Origin of the sequence: Euryhalocaulis caribicus (genome assembly GCF_000412185.1) — a bacterium.
Classification (GTDB): Bacteria; Pseudomonadota; Alphaproteobacteria; order Caulobacterales; family Maricaulaceae; genus Euryhalocaulis; species Euryhalocaulis caribicus.
Genome location: NZ_ASJA01000006.1, coordinates 93,349 through 107,076, shown reverse-complemented (window position 1 = coordinate 107,076; position 13,728 = coordinate 93,349). Strand labels below are relative to the sequence as shown.

Annotated in this window: 15 protein-coding genes and 1 riboswitch; of the genes, 8 read left to right on the top strand and 7 right to left on the bottom strand. The window is 63.7% G+C overall.

What is annotated here, in order from left to right; genetic code table 11:
- Window positions 1-50 precede the first annotated feature (50 nt).
- Window positions 51-1,874 carry an ABC-F family ATP-binding cassette domain-containing protein gene (locus L338_RS06925; protein WP_022697641.1) on the top strand — a complete coding sequence of 608 codons (1,824 nt, stop codon included), beginning with the start codon at window positions 51-53 and terminating at the stop codon, window positions 1,872-1,874.
- A 59-nt stretch (window positions 1,875-1,933) separates the two neighbouring features.
- Here the strand turns inward: L338_RS06925 and L338_RS17340 are convergent, their stop codons facing one another.
- A complete protein-coding gene (locus tag L338_RS17340) occupies window positions 1,934-2,188 on the bottom strand; it encodes a hypothetical protein (protein ID WP_161624606.1) in 255 nt (84 codons plus the stop codon).
- A gap of 48 nt (window positions 2,189-2,236) precedes the next feature.
- Between L338_RS17340 and L338_RS06915 the strand changes: the two genes are divergently transcribed.
- Window positions 2,237-2,941, top strand: a complete 705-nt coding sequence (locus tag L338_RS06915; protein ID WP_022697639.1) for a Crp/Fnr family transcriptional regulator — start codon at window positions 2,237-2,239, stop codon at window positions 2,939-2,941.
- Between the two features lie 79 nt (window positions 2,942-3,020).
- On the opposite strand, the gene L338_RS06910 is transcribed toward L338_RS06915, so the two are convergent.
- Window positions 3,021-3,416, bottom strand: coding sequence for an RcnB family protein (locus tag L338_RS06910; protein WP_022697638.1), 396 nt, complete (start codon window positions 3,414-3,416; stop codon window positions 3,021-3,023).
- A gap of 162 nt (window positions 3,417-3,578) precedes the next feature.
- On the bottom strand, window positions 3,579-3,713 hold the full coding sequence (locus tag L338_RS16980; RefSeq protein ID WP_027068347.1) for an entericidin A/B family lipoprotein: 135 nt from the start codon (window positions 3,711-3,713) through the stop codon (window positions 3,579-3,581).
- Between the two features lie 163 nt (window positions 3,714-3,876).
- Between L338_RS16980 and L338_RS06900 the strand changes: the two genes are divergently transcribed.
- Together L338_RS06900 and L338_RS06895 are read left to right on the top strand one after the other, a co-directional pair.
- Window positions 3,877-4,809 carry a sulfotransferase family protein gene (locus tag L338_RS06900; protein WP_022697636.1) on the top strand — a complete coding sequence of 311 codons (933 nt, stop codon included), beginning with the start codon at window positions 3,877-3,879 and terminating at the stop codon, window positions 4,807-4,809.
- Between the two features lie 133 nt (window positions 4,810-4,942).
- Window positions 4,943-5,188, top strand: coding sequence for a hypothetical protein (locus L338_RS06895; protein WP_022697635.1), 246 nt, complete (start codon window positions 4,943-4,945; stop codon window positions 5,186-5,188).
- An 837-nt stretch (window positions 5,189-6,025) separates the two neighbouring features.
- Here L338_RS06895 and L338_RS06890 read toward each other — a convergent pair.
- Window positions 6,026-7,165: an NAD(P)/FAD-dependent oxidoreductase gene (locus L338_RS06890; RefSeq protein WP_022697634.1), complete on the bottom strand. Its 1,140-nt coding sequence runs from the start codon at window positions 7,163-7,165 to the stop codon at window positions 6,026-6,028.
- Window positions 7,166-7,344: 179 nt separating this feature from the next.
- Between L338_RS06890 and L338_RS17335 the strand changes: the two genes are divergently transcribed.
- From L338_RS17335 to L338_RS16970, 3 genes are read left to right on the top strand one after another with little or no spacing between them, the layout of a single operon-like run.
- Entirely contained in the window at window positions 7,345-7,740 is a 396-nt protein-coding gene (locus L338_RS17335) for a hypothetical protein (RefSeq protein ID WP_152485837.1), read from the top strand.
- A gap of 2 nt (window positions 7,741-7,742) precedes the next feature.
- On the top strand, window positions 7,743-8,243 hold the full coding sequence (locus tag L338_RS16975; protein WP_081639512.1) for an ImmA/IrrE family metallo-endopeptidase: 501 nt from the start codon (window positions 7,743-7,745) through the stop codon (window positions 8,241-8,243).
- Between the two features lie 9 nt (window positions 8,244-8,252).
- Complete coding sequence (locus tag L338_RS16970; protein ID WP_081639511.1) at window positions 8,253-9,308, top strand: beta family protein; 1,056 nt, start codon at window positions 8,253-8,255, stop codon at window positions 9,306-9,308.
- On the opposite strand, the gene thiC is transcribed toward L338_RS16970, so the two are convergent.
- Window positions 9,292-11,187, bottom strand: coding sequence for a phosphomethylpyrimidine synthase ThiC (gene thiC / locus L338_RS06885; RefSeq protein ID WP_022697633.1), 1,896 nt, complete (start codon window positions 11,185-11,187; stop codon window positions 9,292-9,294). The two genes, L338_RS16970 and thiC, sit on opposite strands and share 17 nt — an antisense overlap.
- A 70-nt stretch (window positions 11,188-11,257) precedes the next feature.
- A riboswitch (TPP riboswitch) is annotated at window positions 11,258-11,371 on the bottom strand.
- Window positions 11,372-11,413: 42 nt separating this feature from the next.
- Window positions 11,414-12,082, bottom strand: a complete 669-nt coding sequence (locus tag L338_RS06880; protein ID WP_022697632.1) for a hypothetical protein — start codon at window positions 12,080-12,082, stop codon at window positions 11,414-11,416.
- A 93-nt stretch (window positions 12,083-12,175) separates the two neighbouring features.
- Between L338_RS06880 and L338_RS06875 the strand changes: the two genes are divergently transcribed.
- On the top strand, window positions 12,176-13,300 hold the full coding sequence (locus L338_RS06875) for an FAD-dependent oxidoreductase (protein ID WP_022697631.1): 1,125 nt from the start codon (window positions 12,176-12,178) through the stop codon (window positions 13,298-13,300).
- On the opposite strand, the gene L338_RS16455 is transcribed toward L338_RS06875, so the two are convergent.
- Window positions 13,297-13,704: a hypothetical protein gene (locus tag L338_RS16455; RefSeq protein ID WP_022697630.1), complete on the bottom strand. Its 408-nt coding sequence runs from the start codon at window positions 13,702-13,704 to the stop codon at window positions 13,297-13,299. The two genes, L338_RS06875 and L338_RS16455, sit on opposite strands and share 4 nt — an antisense overlap.
- Window positions 13,705-13,728 lie beyond the last annotated feature (24 nt).

The window sequence follows — 13,728 nt, the reverse complement described above, 5'->3', positions numbered from 1 at the left end:
GCGGTTTCAGACATTGCTGAATACAGCCCGCGCCCTTAATTGATCGGCCCATGGCCGCGCCCCTTCTCTCTCTCCAGGACATCCATCTGCGATATGGCCGCGACGAATTGTTCGCGGGCGCAGACATGCAGGTCTTTGAACGCGACCGCCTTTGCCTTGTCGGGCGTAATGGCTCGGGCAAATCGACCCTGATGAAAATCGCCGCCGGGTTGGTGGAATCCGATAGCGGGGAGCGCGTCGTCGGCAATGAGGCGACGCTGCGCTATCTGGAGCAGGAGCCGGATTTCAGCGGCTTTGCCTCCACCTATGAATATGCCGCCGCCGGTCTGACGGCCGGCGACGAAGCCTGGAAGGCCCGCGCCCTGCTGGAAGAGCTGGGCCTGACTGGCGACGAGGACCCGGCGCGGCTGTCCGGGGGAGAAGCCCGGCGCGCCGCCCTGGCCCGCGCCATGGCGCCGGAGCCCGACATCCTGCTTCTGGACGAGCCGACCAACCATCTGGACCTGCCCGCCATTGCCTGGCTGGAGGATCGCCTGAAGCGGACAAAATCCGCCCTTGTCCTGATCAGCCATGACCGCCGCTTCCTACAGACCCTGACAAAACGCACGCTGTGGATCGACCGCGGCGTCACCCGGGACCTCAATCGCGGCTTCGAAGCGTTCGAAGCCTGGCGGGATGAGACGCTGGAGGCCGAGGCGCTGGACGCCCACAAGCTGGACCGCAAGATCGCCGCGGAAGAAGACTGGGTCCGCTACGGCGTCACCGCCCGGCGCAAGCGCAATGTTCGCCGCATGAAAGAGCTTCAGGGCCTGCGTCAGCAACGCAAGGAGGCGCGGCGCACGCCCGGCTCCGTCACCATGGAAGCCGCCGAAGCCGGCAAGAGCGGCAAGCGGGTGATCGAGGCGGAGACCATCTCCAAGACCTATGATGGCCGCCCCGTGGTCGATGAATTTTCCACCCGCATCCTGCGCGGCGACCGCATCGGCTTTGCCGGCCCCAACGGCGCGGGGAAGACGACGCTGCTCAACATGCTGATCGACGAACTGGCGCCCGATAGCGGCGAGGTGACGATGGGCGCCAATCTGGAGCGGGTGACTCTGGACCAGCGCCGCGCCGCCCTGAAGGAAGACCAGCGCGTGGCGGACGCCCTGACCGGCGGCGACAGCGATCAGGTCATGGTAGGCGGCAAGCCGCGCCATGTTGTTTCCTACATGAAGGATTTCCTGTTCCCGGCGGACCGCGCGCGCCAGCCCGTCTCCGCCCTCTCCGGCGGGGAGCGCGGCCGCCTGGCTTTGGCGATAGCGCTGGCGCGGCCCTCCAATTTGCTGGTGCTGGACGAACCAACCAATGATCTGGATCTGGAAACGCTGGATCTGCTTGAGGAAGTCCTGAACGATTATGCCGGCACGGTCCTGCTGGTCAGCCATGATCGGGATTTCCTCGACCGTACCGTCACCAGCCTGATCGCCCCCGATCCGGACCGCCCAGGGCGCTGGACCGAATATGCCGGCGGCTATTCCGACATGCTGGCCCAACGCGGGGGCGACGCCGGCATGACCGCCCTGACCCGCGATCCTTCGGGCCGCGCAGCGTCAAAATCACCGGATGCGTCCGCGCCCGCCCGCGCCGCAAAGGCCAAGCTGAGCAATAAGGAGCGCTACGCCCTGAAGGAGCTACCGGGCAAGATGGAGGCGGCTCAAACCAAAATCGGCAAGCTTCAGGAGGCCCTGGGCGAGCCAGACCTTTATTCCAGCGATCCGGAGGGCTTTCACGCCCTGACCGAGGCGCTGGAAAAATGCCAGACCGAGCTCGACCGGATGGAAGAGGAATGGCTGGCCGCCGAGATGCGGCGCGAAGAAGTCGAGGCGGGGTGAGTCGCGCCGTGTGCAGTTCGCCGGGCGCGTCCGGAACAGGCGTTATATCTAGTAATATTTCACGCGCCGCGATTGTATTCGGCACTCGCCGCCGGGCAAATCGCCGCAATCGCCCGGCCTGCCGCCAATAGCGCGAAATCACGCATGAGAATTAGGCGCGGCGACCATCCTTTTACCAAGGAATTGCCCGCCAGATCGCCAGAAATCGCCGCATTCGATGCGTTTTTCTGCCCATGAACAACTGTCGAAACCACGACGCTTTTTCCGATTTCGGAAAGGAGTCCCGGATAGCCATGGGCAATAATATCGCTCATACGCTTAATCACAGCCCGTTCGCGCGGCGTCTGCAGAACTGTGGCGGCATGGCCGACGCAGATCTGGGCGCGCTGGACGGCATCCATCAGGATCTCGTGCGCCTCGGCAAGGGAGAGACCCTTGCCACGGCCGGCCATGCGCCTGACCGCATCCTGGTGATCGAGGATGGCTGGGCGTTCCGTTTCCAGCTTCTGGATGACGGCGGCCGCCAGATCACCGAGATTCTGGCGCCCGGCGACATGCTGAACTGCGAGGCGCTGTCGCGCCTGTCGCCCGGCCATGCGGCGGAGGCCCTGACCCCGGTGACGATGCGCGCCTTTCAGGCGCAGGAATTCCTGAAGACCGTCCAGACGACGCCGGGCATTGCCGCGGCGCTGTGGTGGAGCGAATTCCAGATCGACAACATGTTGCGCGAGCAGATCACGCGCCTTGGCCGCCGCGACGCGCAGAGCCGCATCGCGCACTTCTTCCTTGAGCTGTTGATGCGGGCGCGTTGCGCAGGCGTCATCCGCGGCGGAATGATCGAGGCGCCGCTGAGCCAGTCGCACCTGGCCGACCTGCTGGGCCTGACGCCGGTTCATGTCTCGCGCACGCTGCGCCGGCTGAACGGCATGGTGAAATGGACCCGCCGCTCTGTCTGCGTGACCGATGAGGACGCCCTGTGCCGTGTGGCGGGCTTCGATGCGGCCTATCTCAACCTGCAGAACTACGCGAAATACCGCATGCGCGGTCAGCAGGCCGTGGCGGAATAGGCGCCCTTCGGATCCGGCATATGAAAAGGCCGTCCCGGATAATCCCCGGGACGGCCTTTCTTCTGGATGGCGTCTCGCCCTAGCGTTGGTCGGCCAGCGCCTGGACGATCAGCTGCGTAGCGGCCTGCACCAGCAGGACTTCGCCATCGACCTGCGCGTAATAATGGCCGCGGGGCGGCGGCGCGTAGCCATAGCGCTGGTAATCGCGGATCACGCGATAATCGACATCGTCGCGCAGATACTGGCCTTCGCGAATGCCGTCGCGGAAGCCTTTTTCATAGGCGCGGCGTTCCTCGTGATAATCGTCACGGTCGTAGCGATCATAGCGGTCGCGGTCATAGCGGGCGTCGCGGTCGCACCAGCCTTTCTTGGCGTGGCCCGGCGGGCAGTGCGACGGATCAGCGAACGCGGCGGCCGGGGCGGCCAGCAGCGCGCCCGCGCCGGCGACGATCAGAATGGGTTTCAGGGCTTTCATGGCAGCCTCCTTGAGTTAATCCCTCGGCGGGAGAACGGCTGCCGCTAAAGCGGGTTCCGGCGTGGCTTAGGCGCTGGCGGGGTGATTTGGCGCCGGAAACAAGGCGGGCGGCGCACAAATCGCGCGCCCCCCGCTGTTTTTTCCGGCTTTCCGGAGAAAAACCTATTTGGCGCCTTCGGCGGCGTCTTCCACGGCGTCGCCGGCGGATTCCACGTCACGGCCCGCGCCGGCGATGGTGTTGCAGGCGGTCAGGGTGAGGGCCATCAGGCCGGCCAGGATGATTGCGAATTTTTTCATGATCTCGAAAAACTCCCGATTCCCCGTCGTGCCGGGGGTGTGAATGAAGGCGGTCAGGATAGCCCGCCCGGCGGATAAGAGAAGCGAAACTTCGCCTTGACCGGTGGAAATCCCTGCCGCTAGGTCGGCGGTCACGCGAAACGGCGGGCGGCAGGGGCAAGACATGGCGCGGACACTGGATTTCATCGTCTATGGCGTTCCGCGCAGCGGCACCTCGGCGCTGGGCCACGCGATCAATCTGGAGCCGGAGATTTTCTGCGGCCTGGAATATTTCCCGCTGTGGCATGATTTCGAGGGTGTGGACGTTCCCGCCGCCTTCCTGAACGCGGTGCCGCGCACCGACGCGGACAAGGCGGAGGCCAGCCGCAAGGTGCTGCGCCAGAAGCTGCGCGCGGGCGCGGTGAAACGCTATGGCGACAAGAATCCGCGCTTCTATCTGACGCTGGACGCGGTGAACCGGGCCAATGACGGGCCGGCCAACGTGTTCCTGCACCGCCCGGCGCGGGAGACCTGCGAATCCTGGACGCGGCGGGCGCAGGATCCGGAGACGCCGTGGCGCAGCGGCGAGAGCGGGATCTACGCCATCGCCGAGAGCGTCTTCGCGCTGGCCGAGGCGTTCCACCCGGACCGCGATACGCTGGTCGCCGATTATCAGACGCTGTTCTTCGGCGATGAGGGCGCCATGCGGCGCGTTGTGGGCGCCATCGCAGGGCCGCCGCCGCATGAGTTTCCCTACCCCGCATTCAAGAAGCAGTTTTTCGACCAGGAGAAATTCCGCAATCGCGCCGGGGCGCCGCGCGAGACGGAGGCGGCGCTGATCGAAGCGCTGGGCCTTGGCGGGATCGACGCGGCCATCGCGGCGCGGGGCGTGGCGCCGGCGCGGGATTTCTACGCGGAGATCTATGGCGCGCTGGCCCCGGCGGCGGCGCAGCTGGGCGCGCGGTTGGCGGAGGCATTGCCGGGCCTGCCCGCCGAAGAACAGGCCTTCTTCCGCAACTGGAAGATGATGGTGCTGCGCGGCGCCTATCGCAGCGACATCGCCCGCATGGCGGCCAGCGGCGTCGCGGCAGTCGAGGCGCCGAAACCGGGCGGCTGACGAAAGCGCGGATTCCCTGCAACCGCGCGGAACGTGGACAAGATTTAATCGCCCGGCGTCTTGAGCCGATTCCGCGCTGCGGCAATGATTGGCGTCGGGGACGGGGCTCGAGGAGAGCGAGCAGGTTTTTGTCATGTCGCAGGAAGAATCCAGAGTCGTCGCCTTCACCGCCATGGGCGCGGCGGTCGCCGTCTTTGCCGCGCTGATCGCCAGCCTGGCGGCGCTGGCCGCCGTGGTCTCGCTGGGCGAGCGCGAATCCGCCGCCCTCGGCGGCGGCGCGGACGCGCGCTTCATCGTCAGCGCCTACCCCGCCTATATGGAGCCCCGCGCCTCCGCCCCCTGCCCGATTGAGACCCGCGCCATAACAGTGCGGGTTTAGGGTTTCCCCTCGCCCCCTTAGAGGGGGAGAGAGTTTTCTTTTTCGCCCTCCACCTCTTTCTACCGTCATCCTCCGGCTTGACCGGAGGACCCAGGGATCGTGGGGCGGGGAGATTTAAACTGGGTCCTCCGATCTCCGCTTCGCTTCGTCGGAGGATGACGGGGTTGGTTGGGTTTCCGGTTACGCGTTTGGCTCCACGGCGCATCCGCCGCAGAGGTTAGGGAAGAAACACGACCCCTCTGATCAAGTCAGAGGGCAAGGGTGGCGCGGCGCGTCTTTCGGGACGCCGGTTACCGTGTGTTTGTATGTTTCGCGCCCACAAAGAGACGCGCCGCGCGGTTCTTTTGCGGAGGGCGGGAGTCGCCTCGACCGGCCTCTCCATCCGCTGCCGCCAGAGTCTTAATAGCCAGGGCATTTCAGCCTCAGACTGGCGCCTGGCGGTGCGCCGGGACGCGCACGGACTCGGTCGAGCCATGCCGTATCCCGGGAACCGCGTTCACTCCGTCCCTCGGGCGACCGGATCCGAAGCCCCTCGCATGACGGCGAACAGGGACGAGCTTACGCCGTCCCGGAGGCCGGTCTGATATTTTCGGGATTGTCCCTGTTTTCTGGCCCTTCGAGACGCCGCGCCCTCGGCGCGGCTCCTCAGGGAAAGGGTGATAGGAAGGGATGGAGAAACAATAACCTACAACCCCACCCTTAGCCTGAGGAGCTGCGGAGCAGCGTCTCGAAGGCGGACTTCGGAAAGCACGACTGTCCTCGGGAAATCCGGCGGAATTTCCACGGCGCAACCGGGTCCTCCGGTCAAGCTAAGAGGATGACGGCGGGAGAGCGGGGTCAGCGATACCGCCGCATGAACCGCTCATCCAGCCAGCGTTTGAGCCATTGCATCGCCCTCCCCTTCGCCCAGAGGGGGCCGTAGCGGGCGAGGGCGGAACCGTTGCCGAGGTCGAGGGCGGAGAACCATAGGGGCTGCGGGCGGTAGCGGCGCAGGGGCTGGCCGTTGGCGGCGGCGAGGAGGTTGCGGGCGAGCGTGGGGGCGGCGCGGACGCCGAAGACGCCGAGGTTCGGGCGCGAGTGGCCGGCGATGGCGGCGCAGTCGCCGGCGGCGAAGATGGCGGGGTCTTCGGGGCTTTGCAGGGTCTCGGTGACGGTCAGCCCGGCGCGGGGGTCTTGAGGGAGCCCTTCGTGACGCCCCGGCAAGCCGGGGCTCCTCAGGATGAAAGATTCAATGAGAGGCGGCACCTTCAGGCCGGTGGCGATGAGGGCGTGGGTGAAGGGGAGGGTTTCGCCGGATTGCAGGCGGGCGGCGCCGGGCGCGAGATCGGCGACGGGGGCGTTGAGGCGGAGGGTCGCGCCATGGCGCGTAAGGAAAGCCGCCATGGCGCGGGCGGCGTCGGGCGGCCAGTCTTCGAGCAGGCGCGGGGCGGAGCTTGCGAGCGTGACGCGGAGATCGCGGCCCGTGCGGCGGGCGAGCGCGAGGAGATTGGCGGCGCATTCGCACCCCGCCGCGCCGCCGCCGATCACCAGGATATCCGCCGCGCCCTCCCCCGCCTCCAGCGCGGCGCGCAGGCGGTAGAGGTTCTCGATCGGCTTGACCGGCCAGACACCGGGGGCGTCGAGGGCAAAGGGGGCGGCGGTGACGCTGCCGATGTTCAGGGACAGGAAATCGTAGGGGAGCGTCTCTCCGCTCTCCAAGGTGACGGTCTTCGCCGCGCGGTCGATGGCGGCGGCGGCCCCGGCGACAAAGCGCCCGCCCGCGCGGCGGATCAGCGGGGCGGGGTCCAGCCGGTCGGCCTCCGCGCCCCAGGCCCCGCCGAGCATCCCGGTCGCCATGCCGGAATACCAGAAAGCGCCCGGATCGATCAGAGTGAGGCTGTGGCCGGCCGCGGCGAACTCACAGCCGCGGCGGGCGACTTCGAGATGCGCGTGGCCGGCGCCAAGGAGGAGGATGTTGGCGGGACGCGATGCCCTCAAAAAGCAATTCCAAAAATCACTAAAACCAATCCAATGTTACTCTTGGAACGATCTAGCCCAATGTAGAAAGCGCATAGCATCGTATCACTCCCGCCTTTACACCATTTGACCAAGCCCACACACCCTTGCATAGTCCGCTAAAAATCTGTACGTTCCTCTTTTGTTCTCTTGGAGGTTGTGTGCGCGGCGTCACAAGAACCCTTTTCATCGGCATCGGCCTCGTTGCTCTGTCTCTCATCTCGGGATTAGTCGGCTCCTTTATATCTAAAACCTATATCTCTTCGAGCCCAAATATTTCTTATACAGATTTTATTTCGCTGATGCTTACAGCAATATCTGTATTAATGACTATTTTAGCTATATTTCTGGGTGCACTAGGTATTATTGGATGGAACGCCATATCCTCTAAAGTTCGCAGTAAAACTGACGAATTCTTGTCCGATGGATTCGAAGAAGGAAATCACCTTCACGATATCCTTAGAAGGCGAGCCACTGAAATTATGTATGAAGGCGTTGCGCCACTAAGACCCGAAAATGGCGAAGAGGAATATACAGATGAAGGAGCCGAGGAATAGAAATGGGAGAATTTTTGTTCAATCGTATCGATGACGATAAGTTGGAAATCGTGCGTCGACATGTGGCCACTCATCCGGTCAAAGTTGGCGCTTTAGCTAACGCACTTGGCCTTAAGGTTGTTAGAGCACCCTTACCTCCCAAAATATCTGGACTTATTCAACCATGTAAGGAATCCGCATCAGGATACGAAATAAAAGTTAATAAATTTGAAGTACCAGAACGACAAAGGTTTACGGTGGCGCATGAAATTGGACACTACTTACTACATGAACCTCACATTAAGAGTGGCATTGTGGATAGTATAATGTACCGATCTAATCTTTCTTCAAAGAAAGAGACTGAAGCGAATAAAATTGCTGCCGAGATTATTATGCCGAGAATCGAGTTAGAAACGGCTCTGGACAGAATGGGCGGCTTGACATCTGATGATGATGTTTCTCAACTTGCACATGATTTCCGAGTCTCGCTCCCGGCAATGAAAATTCGACTGGGTGCGCAATGATGGATCGTCATGATAGAGCATATCGAATATTGTCCGACGCTTTATACGCGTATTTCTGAGGTCAAGGCCCTTTTAAATTTACCAACCTCTTCAAAGGACCGTATTTTCCCACTGCTGCTATTACGTCCTTGGCCTAATGCAAATTACTTACAATCGTCGTGGGATAAAATTAGAGAAGCGATCGGTGATCGACCGTTTGCAGTCGATCTTGATTTCAACAAATTCCAATCAGGCAGCCATAAGCAAGCTGCAACGGAATTCGATCACTTATTTAACTCCAACAGCGGATTCGAAAATTACTTTGATGCAATCGAACGCATCGAATCAGCTGTGCCGGTCATCCAACTTGAAGCCAAAGGTAGCGATTACTCTAAACAGCTGGCTCACGCTGAACAGTTAGATCGCGGGTTTTTTATCCGCATACTTAGTGGCAAGCCGAGCACGGCACGGATGCTTAGCGAACAAACTCTTGGAAATGACATTCCGAAAGTAGTCTTTATAGATGCGGAGTGGACGCGCGATCCATTGTCGCGGGAAGCTTGGCTTTCGGGAGCTATCAGACGTGTGACGGATATTGATCCTGGAACGGAGATCGTAGTTGCAGGTAGCAGCTTTCCCGAATCATTTTCTGAATACGGCCCTCGCGGTGAGGAGCCGCTTCTCGAACGGCAGCTATTCAATCGTCTTGTACGGCAACATAACGCCGCATCCCTCACGTACGGAGACTGGGGCAGCACACGACCTCCTATGGAGCCTACCCCTATGAAAACTGTTCCGAGGATCGATTTACCCAACTCTAATGGGTGGCACTTTTTTCGGAGTACTGATGAAGAAACTTACGCGGATGTTGCTGTTCGCACGATGAATGACAAGGAATGGCCAAAAGACCTAGAAATTTGGGGAACATACGCAATCGGCTGCACGGCTAGTGGCGAACCTGGTGCTATTAAAGCCCCCTCGACGGCAACAGCGGCCAGAGTAAACATTCATCTTCATCTACAGGCACAGCACGGGGCAGAAATCATCGAAAGCGATAACGAAGAACCGTTCACTGACGATCTTTAGTTACTTTGGCCTCCACATAAATCTCCCCGCCCTTCGCCTTGAACTCCTCCGCCTTCCCGGCCATGCCCTCCTCGGCTTCCGCCTCTGAGGCGGCGCGTTCGGCGGTGGCTAGCGCTTCCGGGTTCGCCTTCGCAAAATCTCTCACTTCCTGGCTGATCTTCATGGAGCAGAATTTGGGGCCGCACATGGAGCAGAAATGGGCCACCTTGTGGGCCTCTTTGGGGAGGGTCTGGTCGTGGTACTGGCGGGCAGTTTCGGGGTCGAGGGAGAGGTTGAACTGGTCTTCCCAGCGGAACTCGAACCGGGCGCGGCTAAGCGCGTCGTCGCGGAGCTTGGCCGCCGGGTGGCCCTTGGCGAGGTCGCCGGCGTGGGCGGCGATTTTATAGGTGATGACGCCGACCTTCACGTCATCCCGGTCGGGCAGGCCCAGATGCTCTTTCGGGGTGACGTAGCAGAGCATGGCGCAGCCGAACCAGCCGATCATCGCCGCGCCGATGCCGGACGTGATATGGTCATAGCCGGGGGCGATGTCCGTGGTCAGCGGCCCGAGCGTGTAGAACGGGGCCTCGCCGCAGGCCTCCAGCTGTTTCTCCATATTCTCCTTGATCTTGTGCATGGGCACGTGGCCCGGCCCCTCGATCATCACCTGGCAGCCATGATCCCAGGCGATCTGGGTCAGCTCGCCCAGGGTCTTCAGCTCGGCGAACTGGGCGGCGTCGTTGGCGTCGGCGATGGAGCCGGGGCGCAGGCCGTCGCCAAGGGAGAAGGAGACGTCATAGGCGCGGCAGATCTCGCAGATCTCGGCGAAATTCTCATAGAGGAAGGACTCGGCGTGATGGGCCAGGCACCACTTGGCCATGATCGAGCCGCCGCGTGAGACGATGCCGGTGACGCGGCTGGCGGTCAGCGGCACGAAGGGCAGGCGCACGCCGGCATGGATGGTGAAATAATCCACCCCCTGCTCGGCCTGCTCGATCAGGGTGTCGCGGAACACCTCCCAGGTGAGGTCCTCGGCGACGCCGTTCACCTTCTCCAGCGCCTGATAGATGGGCACGGTGCCGATGGGGACGGGCGAATTGCGGATGATCCATTCGCGCGTGTTGTGGATGTTACGCCCGGTGGAGAGGTCCATGACCGTGTCCGCGCCCCAGCGGATGGCCCAGACCATCTTCTCCACCTCCTCCTCCACCGAGGACGCGACGGCCGAGTTGCCGATATTGGCGTTGATCTTGGTGAGGAAGTTGCGGCCGATGACCATCGGCTCCAGCTCCGGGTGGTTGATATTGGCCGGGATGATGGCGCGGCCTCTTGCGACCTCGTCGCGCACGAATTCGGGGGTGACGAATTCGGGGATCTCGGCGCCGAAGCTCTCGCCGTCGGCGAGGCGGGCCTTCGCGTCCTTCAGCGCGGCCTGACGGCCGAGATTTTCGCGCTCGGCGGCATAGACCATCTCCTCGGTGATGAGGCCGGCGCGGGCGCATTCGATCTGGGTCAGGGGGGCGTCGCCGCGCTTGCGGTAAGGGGCGTTGCGGACGGGGAATTCGCGGGCGAGGTGCTTTCCGCTCGCGCCGCCATTGTCCTCCGGCTTCACCTCGCGGCCCTCGTAAGTCTCGACGCCGCGCTGGACGATCCAGTCATGGCGGTGGCGGGGGAGGCCGGCCTCGACATCTATGGCCACGTCCGGGTCCGAATACGGGCCGGAGGCGTCATAGACGGGCAGCGGGGCCTCGCCGCTGGAGGGGTGGAGCTCGATCAGGCGGCGGGGGACGCGAAGCTGCGGCGCGGCTGCCGGGTTCGTATAGTCCTTGCGGCTGGCGGGCAGCGGGCCGGTGGTGACCCTGGGCGTCTCGAACGCGGCCTGGTTCACGGGTTTGTTCATGGGGGATGGCTCCTCGTCAAACGTGACGACCCGGAGCCGGAGAAGGCGGTTCGGCGCGAAAGGGTTTGCGGGCGCCGAAGTGTTCCGTCCCTTCGCCGGTGCGAACCGGATCAGGTTCTAAGGGTGCTGGACCAGCATCAGGCCCATCTCAGCGGCGTGCGGCGCCGCGCCCCTCGGATTAATCGAAACGGAGACTAGCAGAGGGCGGCGAGTCGCTAAAGGGGGATCAGTCGCGCGGCGGGCGGGCGCGGATGCGCTCGGACATCGCTTTCGTGATCTCGGCCAGCGGGCCTGCGCCGAGGGCGTCCATGCGCGAAATGCGGAATTCGGCATAGGCCAGCAGCAGGTAATAGACCGCGCCCATGGCCAGCGGGACCTGCGGCATTTCGGGGAAGATGCCCTCGGCGGTCATCAGGTCGCGATAGCCCGAGGCGTCCAGATAGTCGCCGGTGAGACCGAAAGCGGGCACCAGCCCCGCGCCCATCGCGAACACGAAGACACAGGCGAAATAGATGCCGGCCGCGGCGACGGACGTGGCGACCGTGCGGGCGCGGACCTCGTCTGACGCGTCCGAAAAGGCGTGGCGGGCGCGCACGGCGACGACGGCGAGATAGATGAACAGGATGGAGAGATTGCCGGCCGAGGCGGTGAAGGCCAGCGCGAACAGGCCGTAGAACGGCACGAAGATCAGCATCGACCAGCGGCGCGGCATGACGGCCATGAAGACGCCGGAGTGAACCATCACGAATTCGAACGCCATCAGGATGGTGAGCGTGTAGATGCGCGCCGCATCGCCCGGCCCGGGCGCGATCCACAGGCGCAGCATCTCGAACGCCAGCAGGGCATAGAAGACAAGGTTCAGCCACTGGAACAGCGGTATGCGGCCTGGCGGCATGGCGCCCCTCCCCTTTCAGGCGTTTCCGGGCCTTTCGGCGCGGCGGGGGCATGATAGTCTGCGCGGCGGCGGGGCGCGAGAGGGACGCGAATTATGAGACGGCGGGATCTGTTGAAACTGGCCGGCGGCGCGGCGGCCGTGGCGGCGGCGCCGGGGCTGGTCCAGGCGCAGGGAGAGGCGGCGCCGGCGGTGCGCCTGCCGAAGCTGGATGTCTCCCCCGACCGTGTGACGCGCACCATCGTGGGTCTGCGCCCCTATCGCCCGGCGGGCTTCGTGGTGGCGGCCGAGCGCCTGACAAGGCGCAAGACGGTGGTTCATAATTACGGGCATGGCGGCTGCGGCATCACGCTGAGCTGGGGCACGGCGGCGCTGGCGGTGACCGAGGCGCTGGGCGCCACGGACGAGACGCGCTGGGCGGTGATGGGGGCCGGGGTGAACGGCCTGACCACCGCGCTGATGCTGCTGCGGCGCGGGTTCGAGGTGACGATCTATGCCGAGGACCTGCCGCCCTATACGACGTCCAATATCGCGGCGGCGGTATGGGGGCCGGCGACAATCTATGACGAGGCTTCGGTCAGCGACGCCTTCATGGCGCAGTTCGTCTATGCCGCGCGCTACGCCCAGCGGACTTTCCAGCACTATGTGAACGACCCGTCCTACGGCGTGCGCTGGATCGACGAATATTATTTCCAGCGCCGCGTGCGGTCCGGCCCCGGCGAACCGCCGCCGGAGGGCGCGGACCTGTATCCCGGCTCTCACGGCTATCGCGAACCGGACCGCTGGTTCGGCTTTCCGTCCGTACTGGCGCGCAAGACGCTGATGATCGACCCGGACATCTATCTGCGCGCCCTGATGCGCGACGTGGAGAACGCCGGCGGGCGCATCGTGCGGCGGCGGTTCGAGAGCATCGAGGATGTCGAACGGCTGGACGAGCGGGCGGTGATGAACTGCACGGGGCTGGGGTCGCGGGCGCTGTTCGGGGACGAGGCGATGATCCCGGTGCAGGGCCAGCTGACCATGCTGCTGCCGCAGCCGGAGATCAATTACGGCTATGTGACCGGCACGGACCAGGGCACGCTCTACATGTTCCCGCGTCAGAGCGGCATCGTTCTGGGCGGCACGCACAAGCGCGGCGAATTTTCCACCGATGTGGACTGGTCAGAGCGCGACCGGATGCTGGCCGGTCACGCCGCGCTGGCGAACCGGATCGGCGCCTAGACTTCCGCGTTGAACCCCGCCGCCAGCAGCCAGACGCCGAGCAGGATGGTGATGGCGGAGAAGATGAAGATGGCGGCGCGCGAACGGACCAGAGCCGAAGCGGCGGCCATGAGCGGGCCGGGGAAAGCCAGCATCACCGCGCCTTCGATCAGCGCCGCCCAGCCGATCAGGCTGATCGCGATGGATGGCGCGCCGGCCCAGATATTATGAAGGGCGACGGTGGCCCCGCCGACCGCGAAGGCGGCCGCGCCGCCCAGATAGGTAAGCGCGGCATTGTCGCGGAACTGCTCCATCGCGCGCATGTAGCGCCCGCCGCCCAACAACAGGCCCACGCCGCCGGCCAGCAGGTAGAGCCCGTAGAGCCGGGCGAAAATCGCGGTTTCAGGAACGGTGATGTCGAACATGGCGGCCTCCCTCGCCTGCTATTC

Excerpts from the sequence above, each read along its gene's own strand:
- L338_RS16970 (WP_081639511.1), top strand. The coding sequence starts at position 8,253 with ATGATAGAGCATATCGAATATTGTCCGACGCTTTATACGCGTATTTCT.
- L338_RS06925 (WP_022697641.1), top strand. The coding sequence starts at position 51 with ATGGCCGCGCCCCTTCTCTCTCTCCAGGACATCCATCTGCGATATGGC.
- L338_RS16980 (WP_027068347.1), bottom strand. The coding sequence starts at position 3,713 with ATGAAAAAATTCGCAATCATCCTGGCCGGCCTGATGGCCCTCACCCTG.
- L338_RS06880 (WP_022697632.1), bottom strand. The coding sequence starts at position 12,082 with ATGCCGCCAGGCCGCATACCGCTGTTCCAGTGGCTGAACCTTGTCTTC.
- L338_RS17340 (WP_161624606.1), bottom strand. The coding sequence starts at position 2,188 with ATGAGCGATATTATTGCCCATGGCTATCCGGGACTCCTTTCCGAAATC.
- L338_RS06915 (WP_022697639.1), top strand. The coding sequence starts at position 2,237 with ATGGCCGACGCAGATCTGGGCGCGCTGGACGGCATCCATCAGGATCTC.
- L338_RS16455 (WP_022697630.1), bottom strand. The coding sequence starts at position 13,704 with ATGTTCGACATCACCGTTCCTGAAACCGCGATTTTCGCCCGGCTCTAC.
- L338_RS06895 (WP_022697635.1), top strand. The coding sequence starts at position 4,943 with ATGTCGCAGGAAGAATCCAGAGTCGTCGCCTTCACCGCCATGGGCGCG.
- L338_RS16975 (WP_081639512.1), top strand. The coding sequence starts at position 7,743 with ATGGGAGAATTTTTGTTCAATCGTATCGATGACGATAAGTTGGAAATC.
- thiC (WP_022697633.1), bottom strand. The coding sequence starts at position 11,187 with ATGAACAAACCCGTGAACCAGGCCGCGTTCGAGACGCCCAGGGTCACC.
- L338_RS06875 (WP_022697631.1), top strand. The coding sequence starts at position 12,176 with ATGAGACGGCGGGATCTGTTGAAACTGGCCGGCGGCGCGGCGGCCGTG.
- L338_RS06910 (WP_022697638.1), bottom strand. The coding sequence starts at position 3,416 with ATGAAAGCCCTGAAACCCATTCTGATCGTCGCCGGCGCGGGCGCGCTG.
- L338_RS06900 (WP_022697636.1), top strand. The coding sequence starts at position 3,877 with ATGGCGCGGACACTGGATTTCATCGTCTATGGCGTTCCGCGCAGCGGC.